General features: G+C 68.5%; 25 protein-coding genes and 1 riboswitch. Of the genes, 15 read left to right on the top strand and 10 right to left on the bottom strand.

Going from position 1 to position 24,714, the window contains the following annotated elements; all coding sequences use genetic code 11:
• Nucleotides 1-31: 31 nt before the first annotated feature.
• The 3 genes from ACFXN1_RS44230 to ACFXN1_RS44220 all read right to left on the bottom strand — a co-directional run bounded on the left by ACFXN1_RS44230 (nucleotide 32) and on the right by ACFXN1_RS44220 (nucleotide 3,729).
• Nucleotides 32-1,438, bottom strand: a complete 1,407-nt coding sequence (locus ACFXN1_RS44230; RefSeq protein WP_379438520.1) for an alanine racemase — start codon at nucleotides 1,436-1,438, stop codon at nucleotides 32-34.
• 228 nt (nucleotides 1,439-1,666) lie between these two features.
• Nucleotides 1,667-2,656 carry an ornithine cyclodeaminase family protein gene (locus tag ACFXN1_RS44225; RefSeq protein ID WP_379438521.1) on the bottom strand — a complete coding sequence of 330 codons (990 nt, stop codon included), beginning with the start codon at nucleotides 2,654-2,656 and terminating at the stop codon, nucleotides 1,667-1,669.
• On the bottom strand, nucleotides 2,653-3,729 hold the full coding sequence (locus tag ACFXN1_RS44220; protein WP_379438523.1) for a TauD/TfdA family dioxygenase: 1,077 nt from the start codon (nucleotides 3,727-3,729) through the stop codon (nucleotides 2,653-2,655). Before ACFXN1_RS44220 ends, ACFXN1_RS44225 begins: the two co-directional genes overlap by 4 nt.
• Before the next feature lie 223 nt (nucleotides 3,730-3,952).
• On the opposite strand from ACFXN1_RS44220, the gene ACFXN1_RS44215 reads away from it, so the two are divergent.
• The 6 genes from ACFXN1_RS44215 (at nucleotide 3,953) to ACFXN1_RS44190 (ending at nucleotide 10,301) form a co-directional block, all read left to right on the top strand.
• Entirely contained in the window at nucleotides 3,953-4,705 is a 753-nt protein-coding gene (locus ACFXN1_RS44215; protein WP_379438524.1) for a lytic transglycosylase domain-containing protein, read from the top strand.
• Nucleotides 4,706-4,879: 174 nt separating this feature from the next.
• Nucleotides 4,880-6,166, top strand: coding sequence for a phosphopyruvate hydratase (eno, locus tag ACFXN1_RS44210; RefSeq protein WP_354833209.1), 1,287 nt, complete (start codon nucleotides 4,880-4,882; stop codon nucleotides 6,164-6,166).
• Between the two features lie 69 nt (nucleotides 6,167-6,235).
• A complete protein-coding gene (locus tag ACFXN1_RS44205) occupies nucleotides 6,236-6,928 on the top strand; it encodes a septum formation initiator family protein (protein ID WP_379438526.1) in 693 nt (230 codons plus the stop codon).
• Nucleotides 6,925-7,473, top strand: coding sequence for a DUF501 domain-containing protein (locus tag ACFXN1_RS44200; RefSeq protein WP_379438527.1), 549 nt, complete (start codon nucleotides 6,925-6,927; stop codon nucleotides 7,471-7,473). Before ACFXN1_RS44205 ends, ACFXN1_RS44200 begins: the two co-directional genes overlap by 4 nt.
• A 222-nt stretch (nucleotides 7,474-7,695) precedes the next feature.
• The gene (locus ACFXN1_RS44195) at nucleotides 7,696-8,700 is read left to right on the top strand and encodes a Ppx/GppA phosphatase family protein (protein WP_354833215.1); all 1,005 of its coding nucleotides are present in this window, start codon (nucleotides 7,696-7,698) and stop codon (nucleotides 8,698-8,700) included.
• Between the two features lie 134 nt (nucleotides 8,701-8,834).
• Nucleotides 8,835-10,301, top strand: a complete 1,467-nt coding sequence (locus ACFXN1_RS44190; protein ID WP_379438529.1) for a peptide MFS transporter — start codon at nucleotides 8,835-8,837, stop codon at nucleotides 10,299-10,301.
• Nucleotides 10,302-10,310: 9 nt separating this feature from the next.
• Here ACFXN1_RS44190 and ACFXN1_RS44185 read toward each other — a convergent pair whose 3' ends face one another.
• Complete coding sequence (locus ACFXN1_RS44185; protein ID WP_379397653.1) at nucleotides 10,311-10,622, bottom strand: hypothetical protein; 312 nt, start codon at nucleotides 10,620-10,622, stop codon at nucleotides 10,311-10,313.
• Nucleotides 10,623-10,810: 188 nt separating this feature from the next.
• Here ACFXN1_RS44185 and ACFXN1_RS44180 point away from each other — a divergent pair, with 188 nt between their 5' ends.
• A complete protein-coding gene (locus ACFXN1_RS44180; protein ID WP_379438530.1) occupies nucleotides 10,811-11,677 on the top strand; it encodes an alpha/beta fold hydrolase in 867 nt (288 codons plus the stop codon).
• Between the two features lie 17 nt (nucleotides 11,678-11,694).
• On the opposite strand, the gene ACFXN1_RS44175 is transcribed toward ACFXN1_RS44180, so the two are convergent.
• Nucleotides 11,695-14,436 (bottom strand): helix-turn-helix transcriptional regulator, encoded by a 2,742-nt coding sequence (locus ACFXN1_RS44175; protein WP_379438532.1) that lies wholly within the window; start codon nucleotides 14,434-14,436, stop codon nucleotides 11,695-11,697.
• 346 nt (nucleotides 14,437-14,782) lie between these two features.
• Here ACFXN1_RS44175 and ACFXN1_RS44170 point away from each other — a divergent pair, with 346 nt between their 5' ends.
• From ACFXN1_RS44170 to ACFXN1_RS44160, 3 genes are all read left to right on the top strand, one after another.
• The gene (locus ACFXN1_RS44170; protein WP_379438533.1) at nucleotides 14,783-16,255 is read left to right on the top strand and encodes an MDR family MFS transporter; all 1,473 of its coding nucleotides are present in this window, start codon (nucleotides 14,783-14,785) and stop codon (nucleotides 16,253-16,255) included.
• Between the two features lie 149 nt (nucleotides 16,256-16,404).
• The gene (locus tag ACFXN1_RS44165) at nucleotides 16,405-16,821 is read left to right on the top strand and encodes a nuclear transport factor 2 family protein (RefSeq protein ID WP_379438535.1); all 417 of its coding nucleotides are present in this window, start codon (nucleotides 16,405-16,407) and stop codon (nucleotides 16,819-16,821) included.
• Nucleotides 16,822-16,931: 110 nt separating this feature from the next.
• Nucleotides 16,932-17,798 carry an NAD-dependent epimerase/dehydratase family protein gene (locus ACFXN1_RS44160; protein WP_379438536.1) on the top strand — a complete coding sequence of 289 codons (867 nt, stop codon included), beginning with the start codon at nucleotides 16,932-16,934 and terminating at the stop codon, nucleotides 17,796-17,798.
• Nucleotides 17,799-17,902: 104 nt separating this feature from the next.
• On the opposite strand, the gene ACFXN1_RS44155 is transcribed toward ACFXN1_RS44160, so the two are convergent.
• Complete coding sequence (locus tag ACFXN1_RS44155) at nucleotides 17,903-18,271, bottom strand: nuclear transport factor 2 family protein (protein ID WP_364625112.1); 369 nt, start codon at nucleotides 18,269-18,271, stop codon at nucleotides 17,903-17,905.
• A gap of 238 nt (nucleotides 18,272-18,509) precedes the next feature.
• Nucleotides 18,510-18,581: riboswitch (cobalamin riboswitch) on the top strand.
• 59 nt (nucleotides 18,582-18,640) lie between these two features.
• Between ACFXN1_RS44155 and ACFXN1_RS44150 the strand changes: the two genes are divergently transcribed.
• From ACFXN1_RS44150 to ACFXN1_RS44140, 3 genes are all read left to right on the top strand, one after another.
• Nucleotides 18,641-19,762 (top strand): HoxN/HupN/NixA family nickel/cobalt transporter, encoded by a 1,122-nt coding sequence (locus ACFXN1_RS44150; RefSeq protein ID WP_379438538.1) that lies wholly within the window; start codon nucleotides 18,641-18,643, stop codon nucleotides 19,760-19,762.
• 168 nt (nucleotides 19,763-19,930) lie between these two features.
• Nucleotides 19,931-20,518, top strand: a complete 588-nt coding sequence (locus ACFXN1_RS44145) for a hypothetical protein (protein WP_379438539.1) — start codon at nucleotides 19,931-19,933, stop codon at nucleotides 20,516-20,518.
• A 135-nt stretch (nucleotides 20,519-20,653) separates the two neighbouring features.
• Nucleotides 20,654-21,292 carry a sigma-70 family RNA polymerase sigma factor gene (locus ACFXN1_RS44140; protein WP_379438611.1) on the top strand — a complete coding sequence of 213 codons (639 nt, stop codon included), beginning with the start codon at nucleotides 20,654-20,656 and terminating at the stop codon, nucleotides 21,290-21,292.
• On the opposite strand, the gene ACFXN1_RS44135 is transcribed toward ACFXN1_RS44140, so the two are convergent.
• Complete coding sequence (locus ACFXN1_RS44135; protein ID WP_379438540.1) at nucleotides 21,276-21,515, bottom strand: zf-HC2 domain-containing protein; 240 nt, start codon at nucleotides 21,513-21,515, stop codon at nucleotides 21,276-21,278. The genes ACFXN1_RS44140 and ACFXN1_RS44135 overlap by 17 nt on opposite strands.
• A gap of 111 nt (nucleotides 21,516-21,626) precedes the next feature.
• On the opposite strand from ACFXN1_RS44135, the gene ACFXN1_RS44130 reads away from it, so the two are divergent.
• Nucleotides 21,627-22,424 carry an MFS transporter gene (locus ACFXN1_RS44130; protein ID WP_379438542.1) on the top strand — a complete coding sequence of 266 codons (798 nt, stop codon included), beginning with the start codon at nucleotides 21,627-21,629 and terminating at the stop codon, nucleotides 22,422-22,424.
• 16 nt (nucleotides 22,425-22,440) lie between these two features.
• On the top strand, nucleotides 22,441-22,563 hold the full coding sequence (locus ACFXN1_RS44125; protein WP_379438543.1) for a hypothetical protein: 123 nt from the start codon (nucleotides 22,441-22,443) through the stop codon (nucleotides 22,561-22,563).
• A gap of 39 nt (nucleotides 22,564-22,602) precedes the next feature.
• On the opposite strand, the gene ACFXN1_RS44120 is transcribed toward ACFXN1_RS44125, so the two are convergent.
• The 3 genes from ACFXN1_RS44120 to ACFXN1_RS44110 form a co-directional block, all read right to left on the bottom strand.
• On the bottom strand, nucleotides 22,603-23,394 hold the full coding sequence (locus ACFXN1_RS44120; RefSeq protein ID WP_379438545.1) for an ABC transporter substrate-binding protein: 792 nt from the start codon (nucleotides 23,392-23,394) through the stop codon (nucleotides 22,603-22,605).
• Entirely contained in the window at nucleotides 23,337-24,215 is an 879-nt protein-coding gene (locus ACFXN1_RS44115; RefSeq protein ID WP_379438547.1) for a metal ABC transporter permease, read from the bottom strand. Before ACFXN1_RS44115 ends, ACFXN1_RS44120 begins: the two co-directional genes overlap by 58 nt.
• Nucleotides 24,212-24,714, bottom strand: a 503-nt coding sequence (locus tag ACFXN1_RS44110) for an ATP-binding cassette domain-containing protein (protein WP_379463932.1), incomplete at its 5' end; no start/stop codon positions are given. The genes ACFXN1_RS44115 and ACFXN1_RS44110, both read right to left, overlap by 4 nt.

Genomic DNA, 24,714 nt, shown 5'->3' with positions numbered 1-24,714 from the left:
AGCGGGTAGCGGGCGGTGAGCGCGAAACCGTTCAGATTGGGAAACCGTCGGTGTCGAAGGTCCAATCGAATTGTCGTCCATCCGGCGAGCTTCGCAACACTATCTTCGGCGGTATGGGCAAGTCGTGGAATGACGACTCATTGCTGTCCATCTGATAACCGGCCGTATTCGGGTAGATGAGCAGATCGTCCGTGGTCGCCGGGCGGGGGAGTGGGATACGACGCCAGCTCAGCATGTCTTCTTCGAGGCAGGAGGATCCGCCGACGCAGGTCGGGGTGGGGTTTCCCGCACTTCGCGGCCACAGAACGGGATCAGGCAGATATTCACTGTCGAACCATTGTTCGGAGAGGCTGAGACTGGTGCCGTTCGCGGTGACGATGAGGTACGGGACTTCATGTGCGGTCCTGACTTTCACGCCCTGGATTCCGAATACGGTGCTACCTGCACTGTCGAGCAGGGCTCGTCCGGGTTCGATAGCCAGTCGAATTCCGTGTCGGCGCAAAAGCTTTGCCAGATCCTGATGCTCCAGAATGGCCGCCAGCATCGCTGGGCCGGGGACCGGGCAGTGGTAGGGATAGTAGGAGTCCGGCGCGCGGTCGCGGTGGAACCACCACGGGTTGACGCCGCCGAGGAAGGCTTCCCACGCCCGCGCTGGGACATAATCGACGCCGAACCCGCCGCCGATGGAGATGGTGGTGATGGGATGGCCGAGGCCGCGGGCTTCGCAGCAACGCTCGATCAGCGCCAGGGCCAGCTCGGCGCGCGGTGCGACTTCATAGCCGCTGAGGTGAAAGCTGAAGCCTTCCAGTCGAATCGAGCTAGTGTCGACGAAGGTCAGCGCGAGGTCTACTTCATCGGACGTCATTCCGAGGCGGCTGTCCGAACCCGGTGGCAGGACCCGCAGGAGTACCCGGCTGCTGATGCCGATTGCGCACAGGCGTGCGAGCTCATCGAGATCGTCGACGGCGATCAGGGCCCCGGCCCGGGTGGCCAGCTCCAGGAGCTGGTTCGACTTCGCGGGGCCGGTCACCATCAGGTCGCATCCCTGGATGCCTCCGGTCATGGCCGCCTTCAGTTCGCCGACGCTGGCGACGTCGATGCCGGAACCGGCTTCGGCGCAGGCGCGGACGACACACGCTGCCTTGTTGGCCTTCTTCCCGTAGTAGATCGCACCCGCGACATCGGCGCGGGTGAAGACCCGCTGGAAGGCTCGAATATTCGCGACGATCCGGTCCGGATACATGACGTGGAATGGTCCACCGATCGTTTCGGCCATCTCCCGCAGCAGCTTCGTGTCGGCGAGTAGCTGCTCCTCCCAGTCGGGGCGGTGGGCCGGCATCGGCGCGGCCGTGATGTCGGCTGTGCCGGGGGGAACGATCACGGTCTCTACGGAGGCGGACATTCTTCCTTTCGGGTGCGGTAGGTGGCCATCGGCCATCCCCGCAGTGGACCCCCGACCCCGGTCCCCGGCTGATGGCAGCGATAGCCAACCTGCATGAGAGTTTGTGCGAAATGTTGGACTCAATCGGTTATCGGCTGGATCAATGTCCGAAATAACCTTTACGGGCGAATTTTTGCCGTGAATCCAGCGGATCAAGTCGGCGATTCAGTCCCAGAGCGACACTGATGTCCCAGAGCGACACTGATGTCCCAGAGCGACACTGATTCAGTCCCAGAGCGATACTTCGGTGCCCCGCCCCTCGGCGATGGCGCGGTTGGCCAGCGCGTGCGCGACGGCGATATCGGTGAGCACCAATCCGCTGTTGTAAACGAAAACTCGTTCGTCGTCGGTTGTCCGGCCCGCCGCCCGACGGTCGAGAATCTGGGGTAGCTCGGCGTCGACCCTGCGTAGTCGGCCGTCGGGACCCGCCATATCGGTTCCGGTCAAAGCCATTTGTTCTGCGCTGGTGGCGATTACGCGATCGGCCTCGACGAGGGTGGAGGGCGCCAGGCCGTAGCCGACGAGTACCACGGTCGCCCCGGGTGCCAGATCCTTGGCCTCGATGGCCACCTGAGTGCCGGGCCCGGCGGTGGCGAGAATGATGTCCGCTTCGCGCGCCGCCGCGTACGGGTCGCTCATGATGTCGAGTTCGGCGTGCGGATGATGGTGCAGCAGTTGCTGATACACCGCTTCCAATCCTTCCGGGTGAGTGCCGTAGAGCATGAGTCGGTTCAGCTGCGGATTCGCCGCTAGTAGATGGGGTAGCGCATTGCGGCCCTGGGTGCCGGTGCCGATCAGCAGGACACTGCGTGCTCCCGGCCGTGCGCATTCGCGAACCAGCAGTGCCGAGACCGCGGGTGTGCGCAGAGCGCCGACGCGGGCGCAGTCCATCAGCGCGATCGGGTTCCCGGTGGCGTCGTCGTAGAGCGAGATCGTCGTGAAATACCGCTTGTTCGACCTGTCGTGGTGCGGGTCGAATTTGTAGCTGGTCTTCATGGCCACCACCCGGCGCCGCCCGTCGCGTCCCAGCATGGCGTAGGCCACCGACCATCCGTCGGGATGGGCGACGCTGAGTTTGCGGGGGTTGTCCGAATCGCCGCCCGCCAGTGCGAGATACGCGTCTTCGACGGCCCGCACCACCTCGGCCGGGGAGATCGGGACGTCGGCCAGGTCGCTGCGGCTGAGTACGCGGAGCGGGGTGGGGCGGCAGTTCACGTGTTCTGTCCTCGGGTCGTGCGGAACGGTGCCACCAAGCGCTGACCGTAGCCGTCCTCCCCGGCCTCGGCGTCGCGGCGGCGTTGGGGCAGGCGAATATTGACCCGCTTGAGCCAGCGGTCGGTGCCGTCGTAGCGGGGGGTGAACGGCACCCGCCCGTGCACCACCACGTCATTGTCCACCAGGAGCAGTTCTCCCGGCGCCAAAGCCGCGGCGAGGCACACTCTTTCGAGTTCGCTGGTCAAATGCCGGTAGGCGCTGCGAAATTCGTCGTCGGCACGGTCGAGCGGGGTGTACGCCGGGTCGAAACGCAGTGTGGTCCCGCCCGCGTCGTCGCCGAGGGTGGCGATCGGCGGCGCCGGGGCGTCGCCGAAGGCGCTGCCGTAGGAGACGTCCGGCAGGATCGGCAGTCGCGCCGTGCTCAGGATCTTCCGCTGCGCCGCATCGAGTTCCGCGTTCCGGATCGAGGACACGGTGGTCGCGACCCGATCGGGATTGCGCAGGCAGCCGAGCATCAGCAGGTTGGCCCGGTCCGGGTGGAAGGCGTCCTCGGTGTGCGGGCTGAGCAGTGCGGTGCTGCTGGCGCCCGACTGCTCGTGTTCGTGGCCGGGCGTGGGCACGATGTTGTTCACCAGCCGCCCCGCCTGCTGGCCCTCCCAGCCGAAGGGTTCACCGGCGCACCGCGCGAGCAGCAGCATGGCGATATCGAGCTGGAAGGAGCCGGACCGCGGTGTCCGGGTTCCGGCCAGTTCGGTCGCCTCCTGCCAGTTGTACGGCGTCGGGCCGAATTCCTCGTCGTCGACGGGAAGCCGGCTGATGACCGCCACGCCCGCCGCGGTGGCGGGTGGCCGCATGGCCTCGTGCACGGCGTCGGGCAGCCGTCCGTACTTGGCGTCGATGTGGCGCAGCAGGACCGGGTGGGAGAGGGTGGTCGCGATCTCCGGGCAGCGCCCGACTGTGACGGCGATCTCGGCGGCGACGTGGCGCACTGCCCGGGCTGCGGATTCGGACAGGTCGCGTCGTTCGAGCTGAGCTGGGTGGAGCTGACTACGTTCGGGGAGAACGCTTTTCACCAACGGAAGGGCCTTCCTGGCTGGGCGGTGGCATGGTGATCTTGGCTCGGCGAAAGACGCTATTACCCCCGCGGAATTTTGGCAAGCCTTACCTAAGGGTGTGTCGTGGAAATAGCGGATGGGTATGGGATTCCCGCGCGGAGGCCGGTCGAACACGATCGTTACCGGCGACCCGGGCGAACCGTGTTCACGGTGTTCGCCTCCACGCCGATCCATCTGGATGATGAATGGGGTGCGTATCCGAATGGCCGGCCTCCGGGCCCCGCTGACCCGCGCCGGCCTGCTGGGCACGGCTGCCGCGCTGGTATTGCTGACCGGTTGCGGGACAAGCAATCTCACGCCCGTCCCGGACGACATGCCACCGGGCGCGGGCGCACCGCTGCCGCCGATCGACCTGGATGCGCCGGGGCGCACCGCGATTCAGCTGCGGGACTGGGCGGAGGGACAGCACGGGCCGACCGGCATTCCGGTGCTGGCCCTGGAGGCCTACGGATACGCGGCGGCGGTGATGGCGCGGTCCAAGCCGGAGTGCGGGATCGGCTGGACCACGCTGGCGGGCATCGCGAGTGTGGAGAGCCGGCACGGCACGCACGGCGGATCGCACATCGCCGATGACGGGACGGTGTCGCCGCCCATACGCGGACTGCCACTGGATGGTTCGCCCGGGCGCGCGCGGATTCTGGACGTGAGCTCCACCGAGGCGAATCCGGTGTACGTCCGGGCGATGGGCCCGTTCCAGTTCATCCCGGAGACCTGGCAGCGCTGGGGTGTGGACGCCAATGGCGACGGCAAGATCGATCCGGACAATATCGACGATGCGGCCCTCACCGCCGCGCGCTATCTCTGCGCCATGGGCGGCGACCTCACCGGCGCACCCGGCTGGCAGCAGGCGCTGCTCACCTACAACCAATCCACCAGTTATATGAACACCGTCCGCTACCGTGCGGCCGCCTACAGCGTGGGCCGCAGGGTCTGAACCCGCTTCCGGCCCGACACCAAGATCGAAAGAGCGTGTCGCATTGCCGGGCCGGTATATCTTGCGGGCGCGCCGATGGGGGGATGCGGCGGCGCGATCCCGGCACAGTAGGCTCGTCAGCGCACGGGTTCGCCGTGCGACCTGCCGAGTCAGCAGCCGAAGGAGTGTCGTTTCGTGGCCATCATCGAACAGGTCGGAGCTCGCGAGATCCTGGATTCGCGTGGCAACCCCACTGTCGAGGTCGAGATCGCTCTCGACGACGGCACCCTCACCCGCGCGGCCGTGCCCTCCGGCGCGTCCACCGGTGAGCACGAGGCCGTCGAGCTGCGTGACGGTGGCGACCGCTACCAGGGCAAGGGCGTGCAGAAGGCCGTCGAGGGCGTCCTCGACGAGATCGCCCCGGCCGTGATCGGTCTCGACGCCGTCGAGCAGCGCACCGTCGACCAGACCCTGCTGGATCTGGACGGCACCCCGGACAAGTCGCGTCTGGGCGCCAACGCCCTGCTGGGTGTTTCGCTCGCGGTGGCCCGCGCGGCCGCCGAGTCCTCGGGCCTGGAGCTGTTCCGCTACGTCGGCGGCCCGAACGCCCACGTCCTGCCGGTGCCGATGATGAACATCCTCAACGGTGGCGCGCACGCCGACTCCGGCGTCGACGTCCAGGAGTTCATGATCGCCCCGATCGGCGCGGCCACCTTCAAGGAGTCGCTGCGCTGGGGCGCGGAGGTCTACCACACCCTGAAGTCGGTGCTCAAGTCCCAGGGCCTGTCCACCGGTCTGGGCGACGAGGGCGGTTTCGCGCCGTCGGTCGCGAATACCCGTGCCGCCCTGGACCTGATCGCCTCGGCGATCGAGAAGGCCGGTTTCAAGCTGGGCAGCGAGATCGCGCTCGCGCTCGACGTGGCCGCCACCGAGTTCTACACCACCGGTGAGGGTTACAAGTTCGAGGGCAAGCTGCACACCGCCGCCGAGATGGCCCAGTTCTACGCCGGCCTGCTCGGCAACTACCCGATCGTCTCGATCGAGGACCCGCTGTCCGAGGACGACTGGGACGGCTGGGTCTCCCTGACCGACCAGATCGGCGACAAGGTGCAGCTCGTCGGCGACGACCTGTTCGTCACCAACCCGGACCGCCTGGAGGAGGGCATCGCCAAGGGCGCGGCCAACGCACTCCTGGTGAAGGTCAACCAGATCGGCACCCTGACCGAGACCCTGGACGCGGTCGAGCTGGCCCACCGCAACGGCTACAAGACCATGATGAGCCACCGGTCCGGCGAGACCGAGGACACCACCATCGCCGACCTGGCGGTGGCGGTCGGCTCCGGCCAGATCAAGACCGGCGCCCCGGCCCGCTCGGAGCGCGTCGCCAAGTACAACCAGCTGCTGCGTATCGAGGACGCCCTGGGCGACTCGGCGCGCTACGCCGGTGACGCCGCCTTCCCGCGATTCGCGTTCGAAGGCTGAATAATCGGTAGCTCGAGCCCCGACCCGGACCCCGAGAGTTGGGACTACTACTGAATTTCGAGGTGTGAGATGACGGAGCGACGGGCGCGCGGAACTAGTCCGGCAGGACGAAGTGACCGGCGCCCGTCGCGCTCCGCTCGCGCCAAGACCGGCTCGGCCGGGAAGCGGAGCGAATCCGCCGCCGCCCCGAAATCCGGTGCCGCCGCGAAATCTTCGAGCTCGAGCAGCAGCCGCACGACCTCCGGGAAGTCGGCTCCCAAGCGTCGCACCGCCCCCAGGGCGGCCGCGAAATCCGAACGGCACGAACGCAAGATCCTCGGCCTGTCCACCGGTCGCGCGGTGCTGCTGGCCGCCGTGCTGGCGGGGCTCGCGCTGACCCTGGCGGTGCCGCTGCGCACCTACTTCACGCAGCGCTCGGACGCCTCCGAGCTGGCCGCTCAGCATCGCCAGCTGGAGGAGGAGGTCGTGAGCCTGCGTGATCGCCGTGCGCAGCAACAGGATCCGAACTACATCAAGGCCGAGGCCCGGGACCGCCTGCGGCTGGTGATGCCGGGGGACACGCCCTACATCGTGCAGATCCCCGAGATCGAGCAGCCGGCCATCCCGACCCAGCCCGCCAAACCCCGGGAGCCCGACCCCTGGTACACGCAGCTGTGGCACAGCGTTTCCTCGCCGCAGCCCGTTGCCGCCCCGGCTCCCACCCCGCCAACCGCACCGGCGCCCCCGCCGCCCGCCCCCACCGAGGAAGGACAACCCAGGTGACCGCAGCCGAGAACGTCCCCGGCGAGCGCGATCTCGCGATCGTCGCCGAGCAACTGGGCCGGGCTCCGCGCGGCGTGCTCGCCATCGCCTACCGCACTCCGGACGGCCTGCCCGCGGTGGTCAAGACCGCGCCCAAGCTCCCGGACGGCACCCCCTTCCCGACCCTGTACTACCTGACGGACCCGCGCCTGACCGCCGAGGCGAGCCGTCTGGAGACCACCGGGCTGATGCGCGACATGTCCGAACGCCTCACCCGTGACCCGGAACTCGCCGCCGCCTACCGCGCCGCGTACGACAGCTACCTGTCCGAGCGCAATGCCATCGAGGACCTCGGCACCGACTTCGCCGGCGGCGGCATGCCCGACCGGGTCAAGTGCCTGCACGTTCTCATCGCACACTCCCTGGCCAAGGGCCCGGGCCTCAACCCCCTCGGCGACGAGGCCGTCGCCCTGGCCGCCGACCACGGCCTGCGCGGCGCCGCCATTCCGGCGGACTGGCCGAAATCCGAGGAGTACCGCACCGATTCGGAGACCGCCGGCGAATGAGCCGGCCGCGCCCGGATGAACAACTGGCTTGCGCCGGTCCGGCGGGCGGGCACCGATCCGGAGCAGGGTGCGAGCTCAGCCGCTCTCGTGAGGTTCGATCGACCGCAGCGGGCAGCGGGATGGGTAGGCTGCCGAGGGCGTGGAGTCGGCCGCGCCGCCGCGAGGGCCGGGTGGCCTGCTCGGCGAGATGTGTTCAGAACCAGTCGAATTCAGAGGTCAGGGATGAGCAACGCAGAGTTCGCGCGGAGTGCGGCCCCCGGTGCGGAAGCGCACGAGCGGATCGCGGGCGTCGACTGTGGAACCAACTCGATCCGGCTCTTGATCGCCGATGTCGCGCGCGACGCCGACGGTAAGCCGCATCTGACCGATGTGCATCGGGAGATGCGGATCGTGCGACTGGGCCAGGGCGTGGACGCCACGGGTGCGCTGAATCCCGAAGCGATCGAACGCACTCGGGTGGCGCTGGGCGACTATGTCGACCTCATGCTGAAGCACGGTGTGACGCGGGTGCGGATGGTGGCCACCTCCGCCACGCGCGATGCCGCCAACCGCGAGGACTTCTTCACCATGACCGGCGTCGAGCTGGGCCGGGTGGTGCCGGGGGCGCAGGCCGAGGTCATCAGCGGCGACGAGGAGGCGCGGCTGTCCTTCGCCGGTGCCGTCGGCGAACTGTCCAGCGCCGCAGGGCCTTTCGTGGTGGTGGATCTCGGCGGCGGGTCGACCGAGGTGGTGCTGGGCGACGCGTCCGGCGTGCACGCGGCGTACTCGGCCGATATCGGTTGCGTGCGCATCACCGAGCGCTGCCTGCACGGCAATCCGCCCACCCGCGAGGAGGTCGCCTCGGCGCGCTTCTTCGCCTCGGAGCGGCTGGCGCAGGCGTTCGGCGTGGTGCCGGTGGAGCGGGCGCACACCTGGGTGGGTGTGGCCGGGACCATGACCACGATCGCCGCGGTGTCGCTGGATCTGCCCGAATACGATTCGGACCGTGTGCATCTCACCCGCCTGCCGCTGGCCGACCTGCGCAAGGTGTGCGATCGGCTGATCGGCATGAACCACGACGAACGTGCCGCGCTCGGGCCCATGCATCCGGGCCGGGTGGATGTGATCGGCGGTGGCGCGGTAATAGCCGAAGTGCTTGCCGATGAGCTGGCGCGGCGGGCCGGGATTCGCGAGCTGATCGTCAGCGAACACGACATCCTGGATGGCATCGCACTGTCCATTGCCTGATCAGGCCACTCATCAAGCGGCTGCGGGGCATTTGTCCCTCGGCCGCGCGCATTCTGAACATTCCCTTGGCAATTGTGACGCAGGTTAACATCTGAGGTTGCTGTCGGATTGCCTTTTATGGGAGGGTCGCCGGTATGTCAGGAGTAGCTCACGACGCGAAACCGGCCACTGAACGGACCCTGTTCGGCCACCCCATCGGTATCGCGAATCTGTTCGGCGTCGAATTGTGGGAACGGTTCTCGTTCTACGGAATGCTCACGATTCTCGGCTACTACCTGTACTACACGGCCACCGATGGCGGCCTCGGCATGGCCAAGTCCACCGCCACCGGCATCGTCGGCGCCTACGGCGGTCTGGTCTATCTGTCGACCGTGCTCGGCGCGTGGATCGCGGACCGGCTGCTCGGCTCGGAGCGCACCGTCTTCTATGGCGGCGTCGTGGTCATGGCCGGCCACATCGCGCTGGCCATCCTGCCCGGCCTGACCGGTGTCGGTGTCGGTCTGGTGCTGGTCGCGCTGGGATCGGGTGGCCTGAAGGCGAATGCCTCGTCGCTGCTGGGCACCCTCTACGAGAAGGACGATCCGCGCGCGGACGGTGGCTTCACGCTGTTCTATCTGGGTATCAACCTGGGCGCCTTCGCCGGTCCGCTGATCACCGGCCTGCTGCAGGATCACGTCGGCTTCCACTACGGCTTCGGGGCGGCCGCCATCGGTATGGCGATCGGCCTCACCCAGTACGTCATCTTCCGCAAGAACCTGGGCGAGCACGGCCGCGATGTGCCGAACCCGTTGCCGCGCACCGCGATTCCCAAGGTTGTGACGGCCTTCGCCGCGATCCTCGTGCTGGTCGCCTTCGCCTGGGCCACCAAGCTGGTGACTCTGTCCAACCTGCCCGACGCCACCACCTTCGTGATCGTCGTGGCCTCGATCGCCTACTTCGCCATCATGCTCACCAGCGAAAAGGTGACCCCGATCGAGCGCACCCGGGTGCGCGCCTACATGCCGCTGTTCATCGCGAACGCGGTGTTCTGGTCGCTGTTCCAGCAGATCTTCACCGTGTTGGCGGTGTACTCCGACGACCGCATGAACTGGTCCATCTTCGGCTGGACCGCGCCGTCGAGCTGGATCGGTTCCATGGAGCCGGTGTGGATCATCGCGCTGTCGCCGCTGTTCGCGATCATGTGGACCCGCCTGGGCATGCGCTCTCCGAGCACCCCGCGCAAGTTCTCGCTGGGCGTGGTCGGGATGGGCGCGGCCTTCCTGCTGTTCACCCTGTTCGCGGGCAGCCACGGCAAGTCGGTGTCGTTCGTGATCGTGTTCTTCATCCTGGGCGCGTTCGCGGTCTCGGAGCTCATGCTCTCGCCGATCGGTCTCTCGGTCACGACGAAGCTGGCCCCCAACGCTTTTCGCGCTCAGATGATGGCCCTGTACTTCTTCTCGGTCGGCATCGGCACCTCGATGTCGGGCGTGCTGTCCAAGTTCTACGACCCGTCCCACGAACTGGTGTACTTCGGCATCACCGGCCTGGTGGCCATGGTCGTCGGCGCGATCGTCTGGGCCGTCGCGCCCTGGATCAGCCGCCACATGGAGGGCGTGCACTAACTCCCGTCGTCACATGCCCGGCATGGCCAGGAATTCGTAGATGTCGATGGTGCCGCCCCATTCGGTGTGCGGATGGCCCTTCAGCACCTCCTGGAGTGCTTCGCTGGAGTCGGCCTGCAGGATGGAGAAGCCGCCGATCCCGCCGTCGGCATTGAAGGATCCGGGTCCCAGCGGCGACCCGAGATCGACGATCGCCGACCCCGCCCGACCGGCCCAGTCCATCCAGGCCTTCATGCCCGCCGCCTGGGCTTCGGGGGTGGTCTGGGCCATCCGCTCGCGAGCGGACTGATCCGACTTGTAGATCACCAGGAATTTGGTCATTGGTGACTCCTGACTGTATCCCGGTCGAATCCGGCTGACCGGGCCTTTTCCGACTGGTTTGCCAATCGTATGCCGACGCTCCGGCCGATGGTGGGAATGGGTGGCCGAACGCATCCGTCGACGCGTGCCGGGGACCGGTCGCGAGTACTTAAGTACGACAGATTCCCGGTCACGCGGATCTTCATAACGTGGTGTTCATCAAGTTCGAACCAGCGATCCGAGCCAAAGGGATTCCGATGTTCCTCACCACACCCACCGACGGCACCACGCTCGCCTACGAGGACTACGGCACCGGACCGGCCATCGTGTTCGTCGCCGGAGCCATGCTCGCTTCCGATATGTGGGAGTACCAGATCCCCTTCTTCGCCGACCTCGGCTACCGCTGCATCTCGCTGGACCGCCGCGGCCACGGTCGCTCCGACCGGCCGCGCGGTGGCTACGACCTCGACACCACCGTCGACGATCTGGCGGCCCTGCTCGACCACCTGGACCTGACCGAGGCCACCCTGGTCGGGCATTCCACCGGCGGCGTGGAGATCGCCCGCTACCTGGCCCGGCACGGCGAATCCCGGGTGGCGCGAGTGGCTTTCGTCAGCTCGATGCTGCCGTTCCTGAAGCTCACCGACGACAACCCGGGCGGGGCTCCGGTGGCGGTGCTCGAGGACATGCTGCACCGCATCCGCACCGACCGGCCCAAGTGGCTGGCCCGGCAGTCGCAGCTGTTCTTCGCCGAGCAGTTCGGCACCGACGTGTCGCCCGAGCAGTCGGACCTCACCTACCGGCAGTGCCTGTCGACCGCGCCGTGGGCGACGCTGAAGATTCAGGAGGCGGTCTTCCACGCCGACAGCCGGGAAGCGGTGCGCGGCATCACCGTTCCGGCGCTGATCGTGCACGGCGACGCCGACTTCTCGGCGCCGATCGACATGACCGGCCGCCGCACCGCCGAGCTGCTGCCCGGTGCGACCTACCGCGAGTACCAGGCCGCCGGGCACGGGCTCTATGTCACCCACGCCGAGCAGCTCGACAACGACCTGCTCGAGTTCATCAAGGCCTGACCCGGCAGTCACGATGATCAATGAAGTTGTGCGGCAATATCCTTCAGCTCGCCCCGCGAGGTGACGCCGAGCTTCGGGTACGCCTTGTAGAGGTGGTAGCCGACGGTGCGGTGGCTCAGGAACAGCTGCGCGGCGATGTCGCGGTTGGACAGTCCCTGCGCGGCGAGGCGGACGATCTGCAATTCCTGCGGGGTCAGGCCGGTCGCGGTACTGCGCGACGGACCCGGATCGGAATCCGGTGCGCCGGCCGCGGTGAGCTCGTGGCGGGCGCGCCTGGCCCAGGGGTCCAGTTCCAGCCGTTCGAAGACCTCGAGGGCCTCGTGCAATCGGGTGCGCGCCTCGGCCTTGCGGCGGGCGCGGCGCAGCCATTCGCCGTAGAGCAGAGCGGTACGGGCGAATTCGATGGGACGGGCCTCGCGGTCGTGCAGCTCGAGCGCCTTCGCGTACAGGTCTTCGGCATTCTCGTCGTCCAGTAGCGCGCGGCAGCGCAGCACCAGGGCATCGGCCCAGCCCTGTCCCACCGACTCCGCCCAGCCGGCGAAGTTCGCGAAAGGCGCCGCGGCGCGCTCCGGGGCCCCGATCCGCACCGCGGCCTCGACCAGATCCGGCACCGCCCGGGTGGCGCAAATATGGTGATCGAAAGGCGATTTCGTCAATCGCTCGAAGCGCGACAGCGCCGATTCCGCTCGCCCGGCCCCGAGGTCGAGCAGTCCCAGCGACCAGTGCGCCCACGGTGCGCCCGGCGCGATCGCTCCCGGGGTATCCCCAGTGAGGCCGAGCCCGGCCTGCGCCCGGCACTCGTCCTCATCGCCGCGCAGTGCGTCCAGATGCGCCAGCACACTGCTGAGTTGGCGCACCCACTGCTGCTGACCGGTGTCGCGGGCGAGGTCGCGGGCCTCGACCGTCGCGGTGCGCGCATCGCGCAGGCGGCCGGTGAAGATATCGGCCTCGCCGGCGAAGAAGAGGACGGTCGGCAGTCGCCCGGCGGCGCCGGCGGCGCGATGCTTGCCCTCCAGGGACATGGCCAGATCGAAGGCGGGCCCGTCCTGGCCGCGCGCGAGCGCAAAGCCGCAGAGGATCGACAGCACCTGGTCGGAAACCTCTCCCCGGGAACGGATTTCGCCGAGAATATCCGTCAGCGCCAAGGGTTGGCCCGGGCCACGCTCGAACAGCCGGCCGATGAACCGCACCACCGGGGTCACCGGCAGCGCATCCGGCAACCGCAGCTCCGCAAGGTGTTCGAGGACCTCCCGCAAATCGGCCTCGCCCAGATACCACCCGGTGTGCATGGCCTGCACCAGCATGTCCGCCGCCTGCGCGGGTTCGGCGGCCGCGATGCTCGTCGCCGCGTCGATCAGCAGCCGGTGCGCATCCGGAAACTTGCCCTGCCAGAAGAGGGCCAGCGCTCGCACCTGGGAAAGACTGGCGCGCAACGATTCCGAGCTCACCTCGCGTGCCGTGCGCCGGGCCAGCTCGGCCGCCCGCTCCAGATCACCCGACTCCAGCGCCGCCTGGGCGGCCAGCGCCTGACGTCGCGTCCGATCCTCCGGCCGATCGCTGAGCCGGGCCGCCCGATCGTAGGCGGCGGCCGCCGCCTTGTGCCCGCCGCGTTCGCGCGCGCGAACAGCGCTGCGCTCCAAGGCATCCGCCACCTCGGCATCGGGACCGAGGGCCGCCGCCGCGCGATGCCAGGCCCGCCGATCCGCCTGCTCGGGCGCGTCCAGCGCCTCGGCCAGGGCCCGGTGCACCGCCAATCGCTGTCCCATCGGGGCACGTTGGTACACCGCCGCGCGAATCAGCGGATGGCGGAACGTGATCGACAGGTCGGCACCGGTCCCGCGCTGCAACAGTCCGGCAGCCTCGGCGGGAGCGAGATCATCGATGCCCGCTCCCAGGCTCGCCGCCGCACGCAGCACGACGGCCGGTTCGTTGGATTCGTCGGTGGCCAGCACGGTCAGCAGGGTCTGGGTCGGCTCCGGCAGCCGACTGATCCGGCCGTGGAAGGCCAGCCGCAGCCGATCGGTCAGGGGCAGCGCGCCCGCGGCGAGATCCGGCGTCGATTCGGCGGCCATCGCCAGCGGCAGTTCCCGCAGGGCCAGCGGATTGCCGCGCGCCTCGGCCAGCAGCCGGTAGCGGACGGCCGGGGTGAGCGCATGCTCATCCAGCAGGGCCGCCGCCTCGTGGGACAGACCGGTCAATCGCTGCTCGGGCAGCCCGGCGGCCTCGAATGATCCCTCGCCCTCGCGGACGCCGAACAGCATGGCGACGCCCTCGGCCTGCAGCCGCCGGGCCGCGAACAGCAGTGCGTCCTGCGAGGCCCGGTCCAGCCACTGCGCGTCGTCGACCACGACCAGCAGTCCGGCGCCGTCGGCATAATCCGTGAGCAGCGACAACACCGCCAGGCCGGTGAGCATGGGCTCACGCCCGCCGGGACCGAGGCCGAGCGCGCCCGCCAGCGCCGCCCGCTGCGGTTCCGGCAGGCCGGGCAGCCGGTCCAGGGCGGGGCGCAGCAGCAATTGCAGTCCGGCGAACGGCAATTCGGCCTCGACCTCGACGCCGGTGCCTCGCAGCACCCGCACGGCGTCCGCCCGCGCGGCGGCGTATCCGAGCAACGCCGTCTTGCCGATCCCGGGTTCTCCACGCAGCACCAGCGCCGCGCTGCGCCCGTCGCGTGCACCCTCGATCAGGGCGTCGAGCGCCTGCTGTTCGCGCTCACGTCCACGCAGCTGCGGAATGTGTTCGGCCACGGTCGTTCTCACACCCTCCCGCCCCGCACCGCACCATCGCGGCGGAGCATCCCCCTCCATCATGGCGGGTTCCGGATCCGGGACCGATCCGAGCTCGCATCCCCCCCAAAACGTGACCTGCCTCACTCGATAATTTTGCCGAGTTCGATAAGTGCTGGTAACAGCACACTTTCAGCATGCTATGGGGCCGCGGTTCACCCGATAATCGGATGAATTCTGTCGTACCCCGCCGGAATACTGACCGGAGACCGATGAGTTGAGCGATCTGTACCCGTCTGCATCGATATGACGCCCCGGACGGCACCTTCGCCGATTCCGTGTCACCCCCTCGAATACGAACACCCCCGGAGGTTTTCCGATGCCCGATCTATCCGCTAGCTCGACCAAGCAGCGGACGCCAACGGTCATCCGGTTGCTGGTGCTCGCGACCTTCACGGTGATCTTGAACGAGACCATCATGATCAATGCGATTCCGCGGCTCATGACGGATCTTCACGTGACCGAGCGGTCCGCGCAGTGGGTGTCCACGGCGTTCATGCTCACCATGGCGGCGGTCATTCCGGTGACCGGCTGGTTCCTGCAGCGTGTCAGTACCCGGCGCGCGTACTCCCTCGCGATGGGTGTCTTCCTCCTCGGCACCGCGGTGGCCGCGATCGCGCCGTCGTTCGCGGTGCTGCTGATCGGCCGGGTCGTCCAGGCCGGCGGCACCGCGGTCATGATGCCGCTGCTCATGACCACCCTGATGACGGTCGTCCCGGAGCACGACCGCGGCCGCGTGATGGGCAATGTCACCCTGGCCATCTCGGTCGCCCCGGCCATGGGCCCGGTCATCTCCGGCCTGGTGCTCCAGATCGGTTCGTGGCGCTGGCTGTTCGCGCTGGTGCTGCCCATCGCCGGGGTGGTGACCTGGTTCGGGCTGCGCAAACTGGAGAACGTCGGTGAGCCGCAAGCGGGTTCGATCGACTGGTTCAGCGTGGCGTTCGCGGCCCTCGGCTTCGGCGGGCTGGTGTACGGCCTGAGCAAGTTCGGCGCGGGCAGCGCGCTGACTCCGGCGCTGATCGTCGTCGGCGGCGTGGCCCTGGTCGCCATCTTCGTGTTCCGTCAGGTGTACCTGCATCGCAACGGCAGCCCGCTGATGGATCTGCGAATCCTGTTGTCCGGCACCTACGCCAAGGCACTGGTCCTGATGGCCGTGGCCTTCCTGGCCATGATGGGCTCGATGATCCTGCTGCCGCTGTACCTGCAGAACCTGCGCGGCCTGAGCCCGCTGCAGACTGGTCTGCTGGTCATGCCGGGCGGTCTGGCCATGGGTCTGCTCGGTCCGACCGTGGGCCGGCTGTTCGACCGGTTCGGCGGCCGCGTCCTGGTGATTCCGGGCGCGATCGGCATCACCGCCGCCCTCGCCGGCTTCACGCAGCTCTCGCTGACCACGCCGTATCCGGCGCTGGTGGCGCTGCACATCCTGCTGATGGTGTCGCTGGCCGCCGCCTTCACGCCGGTGTTCACGCTGGGCCTGGGCGCGCTGCCGATGCACCTGTACTCGCACGGCAGTTCCATGCTGGGCACGCTGCAGCAGGTGGCCGCCGCCTTCGGCACCGCGCTGGTGGTGACGGTCATGACGTCGCGGGCCACCCATCTGACCGATGGCGGCGCCAACCCGCTCGACGCCCATCTGTCCGGCATGCGGCTGGCGTTCGTGGTCTCCGCGGCGCTGGCGCTGATCGTCATCGTGATGGCGGTGCTGCTGCCCAACCGCTCCGAATCGCCGGAGCCGGTCGAGGATTCGCCCGAGGCCCTGGACGCATCCGGCGTCGCCCTGGTCAAGGACTGACTCTCCGAGCGTGAAAGCGCCCGTGGCCGAACGCCACGGGCGCTTTCCCGTATCGAGGGTCCGGCACCCTGCATCGATAAGCGTTCTTTATCGCAGAGTGTGTGAGCTGCCCCTTGGTCGGGCTCGGGATTTCCAGTGAACTGAATGGCATGAGCAGCACAGACGAGACCCGGACGGTGATCGAGAACTACATTCGCGCCCTGCAGGGCGGCGAGGCGGTCGAGCGGCGCAGCGAGTTCTTCGCGCCCGATGCCACCTGGACGCTGGCCGGGGACCTGCCGACCTCGGGCACCTGGGTCGGACCGGATCAGATCTTCCACGGCTTCCTGCCCGCCATGCTGGCGCGCTTCGACACCACCAAACCCATGAGCCAGGAGGTGCGTGGCGTGATCGTCGATGGGGACCGCGCCGTGGCAGAGTGGACCACCCGCGCGACCACCGTGGCGGGCGCGGAGTATGTCAACGATGTCGTCATCGCCTTCCGCGTCGCCGACGGCCGAATCGCGGAAGCCCGGGAGTATTTCGATACCGCGTACGCGAATCGCGTGCTGTTCGCCGGTAATTGACTTGCTGTTTGCTGGTAGTCGAGAACGTACCTGCTGACAGCGGAATACCAGTGCGGCCGACGAGGCTGTCGTGAAGACGGCCGGCGTGGCCGAGATGGAGGAGAAGATTCATGCGAGTACTGATCATCGGGGCCGGCGGCTACCTGGGTTCCGCGGTCGCCGAACGCTTTACCGGACTGGGCCACGAGGTGGTGGCACTGGTACGGCCGGGTAAGGACGGCGAGGCCGGATTCGAGACGCGCACCGGCGATCTCGCCGATCCGGCATCCCTCACCGCCGCCGTCACCCCCGATATCGACGCCGTGGTCAACCTCGCCACCCCCAGTGGAGACGCGGATGTGGACGCCGCCGCCATCGCCGCCCTCACCGACCCGCTGCGCGGCACCGGCAAGCCCTTCGTCTACACCAGCGGCGTCTGGGTCCTCGGCGCGACCGATGACGCCGACGAATCCGCGCCCACCAACGCCATTCCCATCGTCGGCTACCGCCCGGTCATCGAACGCCAGGTTCTCGCCCTCGCCGATGCGGGCGTTCGCGCCGCGGTCATCCGCCCCGGCATCGTGCACGGCCGCAATGGTGGAATCCCCGCTCTCCTGGTCGATCTCGCCCGCAAGCACAAGGCCCCGGTCGTCGTCGCCGACTCCACTGTCGTATGGCCCACCGTTCACGTGGACGACCTGGCCGACCTCTTCGTGAAGGTCGTCGAATCGGCTCGGGCGGGCACCATCTGGCACGCCATCACCGAGCCCGCCGTCTCGGTGCTCGACCTCGCCACCGCTGCGGCCCAGGCCGCCGGTGTCGCCGGCGACCCGGTGATCTGGCCCCTCGCCGAAGCCGAAGCCGCCCTCGGCGCTCCCTTCGCCGAAGCCTTGGCCCTCAGCCAATCCGTCACCGGCCACGCCGCCCGCACCGACCTCTCCTGGAACCCCCAGGGCCCCAGCGCAACAGCCGACCTGAGCGCCGGTTCCTACCGCTGATCGACGTCGGCCGGGTGGCCGCCCGCATCGAGCGGCCACCCGGCCTCGCTGAAGTTCCGGCAATCGCCGACCGCCGCGCCTCCGAACTGCTTGCGGCGCAACGATCAAGCCCCGGCGGGAACCTTGTCGAGGAAGCCGTAGACGCGTTCGATGCGCCCGTCCTCGGCGAGGGCGGCGACATCGAAGCCGACGACGAGGGGCTCCGCGCCCGGAGTGCCGAGGTGCCAGGTGAAGCGGGCGATGTGGTGGTTCGCGTCGACCGGAGCACCGAGGCTGAATTCCAGTCCTGCGAACTGGGCCTGGACGGCGGCGATGGTGGCATCCAGCCCGGCGTGCCCGCGGACCGAGCACAGCGGGTCGGTGTATTCGGCGTCGTCGGTGAACAGTTCGGCGACCAGGGCCGCGCGGGCCGAGGCGTCGGTGGTGTTCCAGGCGGTGAGGTAGCGCTGGACGAGTTCGTTGATGTCGCTCATGTCGGTTCTCCTTGCTGGTGTGAACTTGATGAGCACAACGTTATGAAGAATGCCGGACCTGGGAATCTGTCGTACTTAAGTACTCATGACCGGTCTCCTGCACTGTGGTTCCCCGGTCGTCCGGAGACGGTCCACCACAAATCCGATGTCATTCGGGCATGTGATCGTCCGGGACCGCTGGCCGGCGGGGCCGTTGGCGCTGCTCTGTATAGTCGGGCGAACATTTTGTGACGATGGTGGGAACCCGGTGGGAATCCGGGACGGTCGCGCCACTGTGTCCGGGCCGCTGCGGCGGTACGGGAGTCAGACCTCACATCGCCACAGCCCTACGTGCGGGGACGCGGGTTCCCCGAGAAGGTCTTCGCGCGCATGTCTGTCGATCCTGGTTCGAATTCCGCTGTCCCCGCGCGCCGTCGGTTGCGGCATGTCCTGCACGACTGGTCGCGGCGGGACTGGATCGAGGCGGGGGTGCTGCTCGGGGTGGTCGCGGCCATCCATGTGGTGGCGTTCGGGCTGTTGTTCGGGGCGGTGGCGCCGCACAGCTATCAGCTCGGGTCGCAGGTGTTCGGGGTCGGATTGGGTTTCACCGCATACGCGTTCGGCCTGCGGCACGCGTTCGACGCGGACCACATCGCGGCGATCGACAATACGACCCGGAAGCTGATGGCCGATGGGCAGCGGCCCAAGTCGGTGGGGTTCTGGTTCGCCATGGGGCACGCGACGATCGTGTTCGTGCTGGCGGCGCTGGTGGTGGCCGGGGCGCGGGTGGTCGGCGAGCTGGTCGATGAGGATTCGCCGACCCGCAAGACCCTGGGCATGGTGTCGACGGTGGCGTCCGGATCGTTCCTCTATCTGATCGGGCTGCTCAATGTGGTTGCGCTGATCGGGATCTGGCGAGTGTTCCAGCGCAGCCGGAGCGGGGAGTTCGATGCCGAGGAGCTGGAGGCCGCGCTGCAGGCGCGCGGTGCGCTGGCCCGGCTGCTGGGCCCGGTCATGCGGGCGGTGCGCCGGCCGGCGCAGGTGTATCCGGTGGGCGTGCTGTTCGGGCTGGGCTTCGACACCGCCACCGAGGTCGCGCTGCTGGCCCTCGCCGGTTCCGGCGCCGCGGCCGGACTGCCCTGGTACGCGATCGTGGTGCTGCCGCTGCTGTTCGCCGCGGGCATGAGCCTGATGGACACCCTCGACGGACTGTTCATGAACGTGGCCTACGACTGGGCCTTCTCCGAACCGGTCCGCAAGATCTACTACAACCTGACCATCACCGCCCTGTCGATCGCGGTGGCGCTGGTCGTCGGCTCCATCGAACTGATCACCGTCCTCCACGACGACGCGGACTTCGTCAACCCGATCACCGACTGGATCGCCGGAATCAACCTGAACAATGTCGGATTCGGCATTGTCGGCCTGTTCGTGCTGGCCTGGATCATTGCCGTCGCCTACTGGCGCTGGGCCAAGGTCGAGCAGCGCTGGACCTCGGCCCCGTCGGAATGAATCCTGCCTGTCGGCCGCGGTGATCACACCGCGGTGGTGAACCCGGGCGGGACCTGTGCCGTCGTATCGACGTGTGCCCGATCCCATCACTGCATTCATGGGATGACATGAGGTCGAGAAGTCCTCTGGCACTGGCGTTCGCGTGGTGATGCGACGATGGACCGTGCCATGACCGACCCACTCGTGACCCCGGTGTCGCGTGCCGTGCGGGCGGCGATTTTCGCCGTGATCGCCGTCGCGGTGTCGGCCGCTGGGCACGGTCACGTGGTCGGGCACGGGCTGTCGTTCTCGGCGCTGGTAGTGGCGTGCGCCGGGACCGCCGCAGTGGCATGGGCTTTCGCCGATCGGCAGTGGGGTGTGCTGCCCATTGTCGGTGGTCTGGCCGGCATGCAGTTGGTGCTGCATCTGTGGTTCGGGCTCGCGCCGATGTCGGGCGGCCACATGAACCATGTTGCTGGGATGAGCGGCGCCGCGAGCGCCGGGTCCAGCACTCCCGCGATGATCGCGGCGCATTGCCTGGCCGCGATGTTCTGCGGCATCTGGCTGTGGCGCGGCGAACGGGCTTTGTTCGCATTGCTGCGCGCGCTGTATGCGCGCTTTTTCGTGCCGCTGCTGCTCGTCTATCTGCATCCGAGTGTGCCCGCCGGTCTGCCGGCCGGGCGGGTGGCGGAACACCGGGTCCCGAAGCCGTCGGAAACCCTGCTACGACATGTGCTGGCACGTCGCGGCCCGCCCGCGTGTGCATTCCAGGTCTGAACAGTTCACTGCCGGTGGCGAATTCGCCCACCGGTGACTGATCGACCGCCCCCTTCGCGGTGTGCCGCTGATCGTGCGGCGACCGATTCCGATCGACGTCTCATTGCTGTGGCGTCTGCAATCGAAGGCTTGGCAATGCACCTAATCCCTTCCGCGCCAACGTCTGCGCGAGGCCTCGTCCGGGCGAACCCGGCTCCGAACAGTCCCGCGGTCTCGGCGGATGATCAGCTGACCGCGCTCGCGCTGGCCGCCGGTCGTGGCGACCGGGGCGCCCTCGAAGAATTCATTCGCGGGACCCAGCGCGACATCTGGCGATTCACGGCGCATCTGACCGATGTGCAATCCGCCGACGACCTCACACAGGAGACCTACCTCCGCGCGTTGCGCAGCCTGCCCGGCTTCGCCGGCAGGTCCTCGGCGCGAACCTGGTTGCTGTCCATCGCCCGGCGCACCGTCGTGGACCGGATCCGAAGCGCCGCAGTGCGCCCGAAGAAGGCCTCCGGCGACTGGCAGACCGCGATCGATGAACGCTGCGAGCGTGACGGTTCCGACTTCCCCGAAATGCTCGCCATCGCCGACCTTTTGCGCGGCCTGCCCGACGACCGCCGGGAGGCGTTCGTGCTCACCCAGATGCTCGGGCTGTCCTATGCGGAGGCGGCCCAGGCCGTCGGCTGTCCGGTCGGGACCGTCCGGTCGCGGGTGGCCCGTGCCCGGGAATCCCTCGTCCTGGCGTGGAAGGAGCCCGACCGGCCCATCGTCACGAGACCGAGCTGAGCGGCGCGTTCGGCGGCAGTTGCCGCAGGATGTCCGACGTGAGGTCGGGTACCGGGGGTCCGGGGTGCGCTGTCAGCGTCCGCTGCAGCGATTCCGCGCGCTGGTACCAGGAACGGCAGTCGGCGCAGGCGTCCAGGTGCCGATCGGTCGATTCGGCCGCGATGGGCTCCTGTTCGCCGTCGATTCGCGCGGACAGCGCTTCGCGGATCGTTTCGCACCTCATGGCTCAATGGTCGCGCAGGCCCGGCGGGAAGTTCCCGGCGGGCCGGACGGCGGCGCGGGTCCCAGGCGAATCCGCGGGAACCGGGGCCGCCGTTCGTTCGACTTGTCGGGTGTGAGTGCGCGCGCGAAAACCCCGGCGGTCACGGCCATCCGCAGCTCGGTGCTGACGGTGCTGCTGACCACGGCGATGGCCCTGTCCATGCTGCCGCTGTTCCTGGTGGGAGCGCTGGGTCCCCGGATGGTCGGCGAATTCGGCCTTGCCACAGGGCAACTGGGGTTGCTGGTGGCGGCCGGGTTCGGGGTGGCGGCGATACTGTCGCCGGTAGTCGGTCCCATGGTGGCGGCGCTGGGGGCCCGGCGCTGCCTGATCGGAATGCTCGCGCTGTCTGCCCTGGCCCTCGCCCTGTTCGCGGCGGCACCGGGCTACGAGGGGCTGGTGGCGGCGATCGCGGTGTCCGGGCTGGGACAGGCCCTGGCCAACCCGGCGACGAATCAATTGATCGCAAACCGTGTTCCGGCCGCCGTGCGCGGTGCCGTGGCGGGATGGAAGCAGTCGGGCGTGCAGTTCGGCGCGTTTGTCGCGGGACTGCCCCTGGCGGCGATCGCGGGCGCGGTGAACTGGCGCGCGGCCGTGGCCACGGCGGCGGCGATCGCGACGATCGCGGTGGCGGCGGCGCTCACGGTGGCGAAAGATCCGCAGCCGCCGCGCCTTCCGCCACTGGTGGTGGCGCGCCCGCACGGCGACGCGGGCTGGATGTGCGGCTACTCGGTGTTGCTCGGGACCGGAATCTCGGCGATCAACACCTATATCGCGCTGTACGCCGCCAAGCAGTTGGGGGTGTCCGCGGGCGCGGCGAGCGCCCTGGTCGCCGTGCGAGGTCCTTGTCGGCGAGCATCTTTCGACCGGTGAGTCGCCTGGGCGACTGTTGAACGGCTGCTACGACCTGTCGCGCGGTCTGGCGACCCGCCACGAATTGATCTGGGGCGAGTTCCTTCTCATGCTGGCGTTGGCGATCCTGTCCGGCGAGGTCGATCCAGCCGAACTGTGATCGCCCCGCTGGACACGCCGCCCAGCACGGCCCGGCCGTTCAGCCGTGCATCGCTGCCGTGAGCTTGCTGGCGGCGTCCCGATAGACCGAGAGCAGATCCTGGTCCTGCGTGGGGTAATTGGTGAGATCGATCTGCTTGGCGGACGAGCCGGGCAGCACCTGGCCGGTGCTCATCTGCTCATTGCCCAGCACATACTGCGGATTCTTGGCGGAGAGGTCCGCGACCTGCCCCGGGGTGATGGGTGCGGGACCGTAGGTGCCGAGCACCTGTGCGCCGGACAGCTGGGCGGCGAAGCCCATGAACGCCTGCTGCACCACCTTCGGCGGCTGCCCGCCCGGCCAGGCGGTCTTGACGCCGGTGGCGAGCTTGCCATACTCGGTCTCGAAATCGACGATCCACTTGTCGGCGGTGGTGCGAGTGCCGAACAGGTCCCCCAGCCGGCGCACCTCGGATTCCATGGTTTCCTTGGCATTGTCGAGGTTGACCTCGACCAGCTTGGCCTTCGAACCGGCCGCGTCCTTGATCTTGCCCGCGAAGCCTTCGAACTGCGCGTACAGCACGAAGTCGGCCTTGGCGACCGTGGCCAGATCCGAGGGCTTGGGATCGTAATCGGGGGCGTGCTTGATGGCGGCGGGCACGATGACCGTCACGTCGGAGGCCCCGGCGGCCTTGGCGAACGCCGCCTCCCACGAACTCGCGGCCACCACATGCGGGCCGTTGTGGTCATGGTCGCTGCTCGAAGAACAGCCGGTGGCAACGGCCGCACCGGTGATCAGTGCAACGGCACCGATCGCGATGCGCGCGAGCCGGTTTCGTCGGATGAGGGCCATCCTCGTTTTCTCCAATCGGGGATCACATGAACGACGAGGGCGACCGCCCCCGCCAAGAGCACCAGGGCCGGACCGGGCGGCAGGTCCAGCGCCACCGCGAGCGTGAAGCCCGCGATATTCACCACCACGCCCACCACGACCGCGGTGATCGCCATGGTGGTCAGCGAATTCGCCAGCCGGCGCGCCGCCAGGGCGGGCAGCAGGGTCAGCGCGTCCACCAGCAGCGCGCCGGTGAGCCGGATGCCTGCGGCCACCGCGATCGCGACCAGCACCAGCAGGATCAGGGTCAGCCGATCCACCCGCACGCCCGAGCAGGCGGCCAGTTCCCGGTCGTGCAGCAGCAGTCCGATCTGGCGGCGGCGCAGTACGAACAGCAGCGGCACCACCGCGGCGAGCACACCCAGCAGCACCACATCGGCGGTGCGGGTGGCGAGGATGGATCCCCAGAGCAGTTCGAACGCGCCATTGGCGTTGACGCCCGAGATCGACAGCACCAGCAGCGCGCCCGCGATGGACAGGCTCATCAAAAGACCCATGGCCCCGGACAATCCGGTGCGGCTGCGGGCCAGCGGCGTCAGCGCCGCCCCCGATCCGCCACAGGCCACCAGGGCGCAGAGCATGGGGTCCAGTCCGGTCAGCATGCCGACCGCGATGCCGAGCAGCGCCACGTGCATCATCGCGAACCGGACCGGCATGATGTCCAGCCCGATGATGACCACGCCCACGATCGGCAGTCCGACCGCGCCCAGCACCAGCGCGAACAAACCGCGCTGCACCGGAGCCAGCTGCCACACGTCCATGACATTCGCCGCACTGTTCACGCGATCTCCTCATGCCGAGCGGGGATTTCGCGCAGCCGGCCGTCGGCCATCTCGAGCACGCGATCGCAGCGGTCGGCCAGCGTCCGATCATGGGTGACCACCAGCACCGTCACGGGCAGCGCCACCAGCAATTCGGCCGCTTCGGCCTGGCCGGCGAAATCGAGTGCGGCCGTGGGCTCGTCGGCCAGCAGCAGTCGTGCGCCCGCGGCGACGCAGCCGACCGCCCGGGCCAGATACATGCGTTGCAACTGACCGCCCGACAGTGTGTCCAGCGGCCGATCCGCGAAGTCCGCCACGCCGAGCCGCTCACCGGCCTCCAGCGCCGCGCCGAGATCGCCACTGCTGACCAGCAATTCGCGCGCCAGCAGCGGAAACCGGCCGGAGGCCTGCCGCTGCGAAATCCACGCGGCGACCGTGCGCCGGCGATCCCAGTCTCGCGCCGTCCGCGCCCGGTCCCCGTCCACGGCAATGGCACCCGACGACACTGGGTGCAGCCCCA

The organism is Nocardia sp. NPDC059154 (genome assembly GCF_042755705.1).
GTDB lineage: Bacteria > Actinomycetota > Actinomycetes > Mycobacteriales > Mycobacteriaceae > Nocardia.
Note: the sequence above shows the minus strand (reverse complement) of the source record. Positions and strands in the feature narration are given on the sequence as shown.